At 54.9% G+C, this 5964-nt stretch carries 4 protein-coding genes; 1 reads left to right on the top strand and 3 read right to left on the bottom strand.

Annotated features, from left to right (window positions below; translation table 11 throughout):
• Positions 1 to 148: 148 nt before the first annotated feature.
• The 3 genes from QZ279_RS13635 to kynU are packed head-to-tail and all read right to left on the bottom strand — an operon-like array spanning position 149 to position 4600.
• On the bottom strand, positions 149 to 2566 hold the full coding sequence (locus QZ279_RS13635; RefSeq protein WP_293451782.1) for a heavy metal translocating P-type ATPase: 2418 nt from the start codon (positions 2564 to 2566) through the stop codon (positions 149 to 151).
• Positions 2559 to 3407 (bottom strand): alpha/beta hydrolase, encoded by an 849-nt coding sequence (locus QZ279_RS13630; RefSeq protein ID WP_293451780.1) that lies wholly within the window; start codon positions 3405 to 3407, stop codon positions 2559 to 2561. Before QZ279_RS13630 ends, QZ279_RS13635 begins: the two co-directional genes overlap by 8 nt.
• Complete coding sequence (gene kynU / locus QZ279_RS13625; protein WP_293451778.1) at positions 3404 to 4600, bottom strand: kynureninase; 1197 nt, start codon at positions 4598 to 4600, stop codon at positions 3404 to 3406. Before kynU ends, QZ279_RS13630 begins: the two co-directional genes overlap by 4 nt.
• A 459-nt stretch (positions 4601 to 5059) precedes the next feature.
• On the opposite strand from kynU, the gene QZ279_RS13620 reads away from it, so the two are divergent.
• Positions 5060 to 5964, top strand: a 905-nt coding sequence (locus QZ279_RS13620) for an IS5 family transposase (RefSeq protein ID WP_293451776.1), incomplete at its 3' end; no start/stop codon positions are given.

The following is a 5964-nucleotide window of genomic DNA, read 5'->3' as shown; positions in this document are numbered from 1 at the left end:
TCGAACACGACGAGAGTTGCACGATTTAAATGCCTTGGTGCAAAGTTCAGATCGGGCCCTATATTCGTCTAAAGACAGGGGGCGTGCACGTGCGACTTTTTCTGATGAATTGGAAACAGGTACGCAGACTGAAGATGCAAGGGGGATATTAAGCCTTACTGAGTGTGCTGATCCGACGTAGGCGCAGCGCATTGGTAATTACAAAAACGCTCGAAAACGCCATGGCAACAGCAGCAAGAGCAGGGGATAAAAGAAGGCCAAAGCTGGGATAGAGTGCGCCCGCGGCAATCGGAATGAGCAAAGCGTTATAGGCGAAGGCCCAAAACAGATTTTGGCGAATATTGCGGAGTGTTGCAGTACTGATAGAAAGCGCGGTGCCAACAGCATTCAGATTACCAGAAAGAAGGACCACATCTGCAGCCTCTACCGCGACATCGGTTCCTGTTCCAATTGCGATACCAACGTCTGCGCTTGCCAAAGCTGGTGCATCATTGATGCCGTCACCGACGAAGGCCACTGGCCCGTCGCTTTGCAGTTTGGTAATTGTTTCAGCCTTTGCGCCGGGTAAAACCTCTGCGATAACGTGATCAATGCCGAGGTGCTCTGCAACGCTTTTTGCAGCAGCGTATGTATCGCCGGTGATCATAACTGTTTTGATGTTCATAGACTTAAGCGCAGTAATTGCGGATTTGGCGCTTTGTTTTATGGGATCGGAAACTTCAAACCAAGCGGTGAGTTGACCGTCGACCGCCAGAAGGATTTCAGTGCCAATGAAAGCGCTGTCCTTCATTTTTTCCAACGTAACCGAATGATCTTTCAAAAGGCGCGCATTCCCGAGAAGAATGTCCTGCCCACGGACCTTGGCCATAATTCCACCACCTGTGATGCTTTTGAAGTGATCTGTCGCAGGCAGCAGAATGCCACGTTGGTCTGCCTCCTGTGTAAGCGCGCGCGCAATGGGATGTTCGGAATTCACTTCTCCTGCCGCCGCCAAAGTGAGTGCTTGGTCCTTGGTGAGCGTTCCGAAGAGATGTGTGTTGGTAAGCGCGGGGCGTCCTTGCGTGAGCGTGCCTGTTTTGTCGAATGCGACTGTAGTAACGGATTGCAGCGTTTGAAGGGCTGGGCCTTTGGCGAATAGAACACCCAGATCGGCGGCGCGACCTGTGCCGACCATGATGGATGTGGGGGTGGCGAGACCCATCGCGCAGGGGCATGCGATGATCAGGACCGCGACGCCTGCGACGAGCGCGCTGGTCAGCGCGGGGTCAGGGCCGAACATCAGCCAGATGGTTACGGTTAGTACGGCAATCGCCAAGACAGCGGGAACGAACCACGCTGTGATCTGATTGACGAGGTCTTGAACGGGCAGGCGTGCCCCTTGGGCTTTTTGGACCATCTCTATGATCTGGCTTAGGACGGTATCTGCGCCGACGGCGTCTGCGCGAAATGATAGGGTACCCGTTCCGTTAACTGTTCCAGCGGTAACGCGTGCGCTTTCACATTTGTGCACAGGGACGGGTTCGCCTGTCAGCATGCTTTCGTCGATCCAGCTATCGCCACTTAGGACAGTGCCATCAACGGCAATCCGTTCGCCCGGGCGAACATGGATGATGTCACCTAGGTTAAGCGCGTCTAGTGGGATGTCTTGGCGTATGCCGTCGCGCTCTACCAGTGCGCTCGTGGGGCGCAGTGCAATGAGGCGGGCGATTGCGCTGCCCGTGCGCCCTTTTGCGCGTGCTTCCATCCAACGCCCTGCAAGGATCAAGGTGATGATCACGGCGGCGGCCTCGAAATAAACGCTGCGTGCGGATAGGGGGAGGAGCATAGGCGCAAAGAGCGCGACGCAGGAATAGAAGAACGCAGCGCCTGAGCCTAGGACCACGAGTGCATTCATATCGGGACGGCGTTTATTGAGAGAGACGAGACCATCGCGCCAGAGTGTGCGACCCGGGCCAAGAAGGACGAGCGCGGTCAGGATGAATTGAAGCGCCCAGCTTGCCTGCATCCCGATTGTGCGCGCGATCAGATGGTGGAACGCGGGGAAAGCGTGGCTGCCCATTTCTAGAATGAACACGGGAAGGGTGAGGAGTGCAGCCAATATGAAGTGAGCACGCATCTTGTGCGATGGATCGCCGGTGGTTGGTGTTGTGTCAGGGGTAAGCGCTTGAGCGGTTTTGCCTGCGTCTTTCACCGCACTTAAGAGGTCAGGCAGGGGTGTACCGAGGTTTTCGACGTCTGCTGTGCCCGTTGCCAAGTTGACGTTTGCGGATAGGACACCCGTTGTTTTCAGCAACGCTGTCTCAACGCGGCCAACACAGGATGCACAGGTCATGCCGTTGATCTGAAGGCGCGTTGTGTTTGGACGTGCGGGTTTGCCTGCATCAGAGAGGGCTTTGCTAAGTACTGTTGCGTCTAGCGGTGCGCTTAACGTGATGTCTGCTAGGCCCGTCGCGAAATTGACCTGCGCGGTTTCCACACCCTCGACAGCGTTCAATGCGGTCTCTGCGCGCACTGCACAAGATGCACAGCTCAGCCCGTCCACAGGAAAGGAGAGGTGTTCACCCATTTGAAATCTCTGTTATGCGCGTTGCGAGATCGCTGGCGTTGGAGAGGTCGTAAACAATATCGAAATGATTGCGTGATTTGATCTCAACACATTGCGCATTGGGAAGAAGGGTCGCAAAGGCGCGGGATTGTCGTTTGAACTCGGATGGCTCAACCTCGCCAAATGCCAGCAACGTCGGGGGGAAGAGAGAGAGCTCCTTGAGAACGGGGCTATTGGCTTGCGCGATTGCGAGGGTCATGTGGAGCGGCTCTGCAATCGTGGTGCTTAGAAGGGGTTCTAGATCATAAACGCCTGAAAGCAGGATCGCGGCCTTTGGTTTATAGTGTGGGGGAAGGCCAAGGCAGGTCATTGCAACCAGATGTGCGCCTGCGGAACTGCCAGAGAGCGTGATACTGCTAGGGTCGATGCCCAAAGTGTCCGCTTGTTCAAAGAGCGTGGTCACGGCTGAGATACATTCAGCAACGATCTGATCTAACGTAGCGTGGGGCGCGAGGGTGTAATCCACCGCTGCAAAAGCGCTGCCCTGCGCGAGGAGGCCAGAGGCGGGGAAAGTGCTGTCACGCTTAGAGAGGGCCTGCCAGTAACCGCCATGGATGAAGATATGCAGGGGGGCAGGTGTGTCGGACGTCGGGTGAAAGAGATCAACCGTGTTAGACGGTTTGTCCCCGTAGCTGATCGTCTGGTAGGCGTGCGCCGCGTGAGCCGCAGCGCTGTCTGTGGCATAAGCCCGTAGGTAGGGCATCAGATCGCCGTCAGGAAGCGCTTGAGATGGGGAGTAGGCCACATCGCGCTGGGCTGCGGTCATGTCGCGCCAATCAATAGGCGCACCTGCTTGGGTCATGTCACGGCAGAACGCACTTGGAAGCGGTCGTCTTTGTAGCTTTCGGTTTTCAAGATGTCCTCAAGCACATCAACGGCCCCAAGAATTTCAGCGTCGCCCACGAAGAGCGGCGTAATGCCAAAACGCATCATGTCAGGTGCGCGAAAATCGCCGATAACTTTGTAATCAATAAGGGCCTGCATACAAGGATAGCCGTGCTCGAACTTGAACGAAACATGACTGCCGCGCTGGGCCATGTCACGGGGACCGACTAGCGTAACACCGGGGCAACGGGTTTCGACTTCGCTGATGAACAACTCCATCAATTCAATGGCGCGGGTGCGTACATCGTTCAAGTCCACATCTTCCCAAATATCCAAAGCGGCCTCTAGCAATGCAAAGGACGCGATAGAGGGCGTGCCAATGCGCATACGATCAATCTTGCCGGGCATAGGGCGGTAATCCGTGGTGAAAGCGAAAGGTGCTTCATGACCATACCAGCCAGACAAAACAGGCTCGACCGTGTCGATTAAACGGGGGGCGACATAGATGAACGCGGGGCCACCGGGACCGGCGTTGAGAAACTTATAGGTACAGCCAACTGCAAAATCGACGTTAGAGCCAGAAAGATCCACAGGGATCGCCCCCGCCGAATGCGCTAGGTCCCAAACAACGACCGCGCCAACGCTATGGGCCTTGTCGATGATCGCCTTCATGTCGTGCTTGCGCCCTGTGCGGTAATCCACCTCTGTCAAGGTCACCACGGCGATCTCATCTGTGATCGCGTCGATGACGGCCTCTGGTTCGACGGTGCGCAATTCATAACCGTCTTCTTTGAGCTTTATCAAACCCTGCACCATATAAAGATCGGTGGGGAAGTTACCTGTGTCAGATAGGATCACACGGCGATCGGGCACCATGGACAGACCCGCACCCACCGCTTGGAACACTTTGATAGAGAGCGTGTCAGAGACAACAACAGACCCTGCGTCTGCACCAATCAGCTTGCCTATGCGATCACCCAGCGTGTTGGTTTGCATGAACCAGCCCTTGGTGTTCCAGCCTTTGATCAGCTCTGTGCGCCATTCGTCGTTCAAAAACCGCATCATCGCATCGGGCGACGCTTTGGGCATAGGGCCAAGCGAGTTGCCATTGAGATAGATCATCCCCTCAGGAATATCGAACATAGCGCGGGTCTTGGCGAAATCGGTCATAAGGTGCTCTCACTGTTTGGATGGATTAGGTGGACCAGATGGGAGAAGGGGTTGCAAGGGGGGGATGCAGGGATTGTGTGCAGAGTGAGAATGTGGGATACCTGATAGCACGTGTATTTCCTGCTTGGGCATTGTAAACATGTCCCCAAAATTCAGCCACGCATAGACCAATTTGTCGCTGCAAAGAGTAGGTTTATCGTTTCATATGTCTACATTTTCCAGATCAGCGCGCTGTTCTCGCCCAAAGGGCCCGGAACAGGATCAATTACAGTCCATTATGCGAGGCGGCACTTCGCAACGCTTTCGTATAGGTCGCAACCATGGCGAACGTATACTCCCCGAAATATCCATTATGGCAGACACGCTCGAAGCATTAGAGGTTTGTCATTGCGACAGGCTTTGTTGCACAAATCAGCTGATGGGATTCACTGTATGAATCCAGTGTGATAGCTGGAGGGCATGAGCAACTGGACACCGACGACGTATAAGACCACGAACTGGTCAGACTATAACACGGCCTTGAAGCAGCTTGGGTCGTTATCAATCTGGTTTGATGCTGAGATGGCTTGGGAAGCGAAGCCTTTAGGTGGAAGGGGTCGTCAACAGGCCTATAGCGACGCGGCGATCCAAACATGCCTGACGATCAAAGTGCTTTTTGGTCTGCCTTTGCGGCAGACGACGGGCTTTGTTGAAAGTCTGTTGGCTTTGATGGGTATTGAGTGGTCCGTGCCTGACTTTAGCATCTTATGTCGGCGGCAAAAGACATTGCCGGTCAGTATTCCGTATCGCGGCTCATCTGGAGCGCTGCATCTGCTGATAGACAGCACAGGCATCAAAGCTGAGGGTGAAAGCGAATGGAATGCGCGCAAGCACGGTGGCCCTAAACGCCGCTTTTGGCGCAAGATACATATTGGGATCGACGAAGAAACATTGGAAATACGGGCCGTCGAGGTGACGATCAGCAGTATTGGCGATGCTCCAATGCTACCTGATCTTCTCAACCAAATCCCAGCCGACCAAGACATCGGCAGTGTTACTGCGGACGGTGCGTTCGACACGCGCAAGTGCCATGACGCGATTGCTGCCCTCAATGCAGATGCTGTCATCCCACCACGCAAGAATGCAAAACTCTGGAAGGCTGACACACCAGGCGCCAGAGCGCGAAACGAAGCCGTGCGATCTTTAAGATATTTGGGACGCGCATTATGGCGACACCTGACTGGTTACCACCGCCGAAGTCGCGTTGAGACAAAGATGCATTGTTTGAAATTGCTTGGCCAGCGCCTCTCAGCTCGGGACTTCGACCGGCAGGTTGCCGAGATCCAGATCCGCGCCGCCATCCTCAATGGCTTCACCGCGCTTGG

Origin of the sequence: Planktotalea sp., assembly GCF_018607965.1 — a bacterium.
GTDB lineage: Bacteria > Pseudomonadota > Alphaproteobacteria > Rhodobacterales > Rhodobacteraceae > Planktotalea.
Note: the sequence above shows the minus strand (reverse complement) of the source record. Positions and strands in the feature narration are given on the sequence as shown.

Bases quoted from the DNA above. Each gene is read 5' to 3' on its own strand.
- QZ279_RS13635 (WP_293451782.1), bottom strand. From the start codon at position 2,566: ATGGGTGAACACCTCTCCTTTCCTGTGGACGGGCTGAGCTGTGCATCT.
- QZ279_RS13630 (WP_293451780.1), bottom strand. From the start codon at position 3,407: ATGACCCAAGCAGGTGCGCCTATTGATTGGCGCGACATGACCGCAGCC.
- kynU (WP_293451778.1), bottom strand. From the start codon at position 4,600: ATGACCGATTTCGCCAAGACCCGCGCTATGTTCGATATTCCTGAGGGG.